This window comes from Haloferax sp. s1 (assembly GCF_058382125.1).
Genome location: NZ_JBZRPK010000610.1, coordinates 1 through 736 on the forward strand (window position 1 = coordinate 1; position 736 = coordinate 736).

2 protein-coding genes and 1 pseudogene are annotated in these 736 nt (G+C 61.5%); all 3 read right to left on the reverse strand.

Going from position 1 to position 736, the window contains the following annotated elements; translation table 11 throughout:
• A partial coding sequence (gene pfdA / locus QT222_RS12580; RefSeq protein WP_491477376.1) for a prefoldin subunit alpha occupies positions 1 to 326 on the reverse strand: 326 nt, incomplete at its 3' end.
• Positions 326 to 502, reverse strand: a complete 177-nt coding sequence (gene rpl18a / locus QT222_RS12585) for a 50S ribosomal protein L18Ae (RefSeq protein ID WP_004058566.1) — start codon at positions 500 to 502, stop codon at positions 326 to 328. The genes pfdA and rpl18a, both read right to left, overlap by 1 nt.
• An 81-nt stretch (positions 503 to 583) precedes the next feature.
• A pseudogene (locus QT222_RS12590) lies at positions 584 to 736 on the reverse strand (translation initiation factor IF-6); the annotation flags it as partial.

Below are 736 nucleotides of genomic sequence, written 5' to 3' on the forward strand. Positions count from 1 at the left end.
CTGGCGATTGCCTCGCCGGGCAGGTCCTGCTTGGGGCGCTGGGCTTCGGTGGCGGTCGTCTGGTCCTGTTCGGCGGCGTAGTTGGCGCCGAGGGAGACGATGATTTCGTCGATGTCCTGTACTTCGGCGCGGAGGTACGCGTCGCCGCCGAGCGGGACCTGCACGGTCGAGCCGGTTTCGAGCGTCTCGATGGCTTCGACAGCCTCGTCGATTTCGGACTTCTCCTGGTTCAGGTCCGAAACCTCACCTTCGAGCGATTCGATTTCCTCGTCGATGGCCTGCAGCTCTTGGGAAAGCTGTTGGAGTTGCTGCTGACCACCGCCCATCATGCTGCGGACACCTCAGAAAGGGTAACCTTCGTACGCTTAATTCCGTGCTCGCTTCCGATAAGCGAATACGCTCGCTCTTCTGCGACGTTTTCGTTGGGGGCTTCCACAGTCTTCGTGAACTCGTGGACCACGCCACGGCTCGTGAAGCTGCCCGTGATAGTGAACTGGCTCATGCACATCGGTCGGGCGGCAAGCGGGAAGAGTCTTCCTACTCGGAGCGAAAGTGAACCGCAAAACGGGCGGACGTGAGGCCCTCAGTCGATGTAGTCGAGGGCGTCTTCGATGCGACCCAGCTCTGGGCCGGTCGTGTCTTCGCCGACGATATATCCCTCGTCGTTGGAGACGAGGCCGGAGCCGACGAGCGGTCCGCCGTAGTTGATAGTGCCGATGTCAGCGCGAACGTCGAG

What these genes read in the sequence shown, in the direction of transcription:
- rpl18a (WP_004058566.1), bottom strand. Translation starts at nt 502, where the DNA reads ATGAGCCAGTTCACTATCACGGGCAGCTTCACGAGCCGTGGCGTGGTC.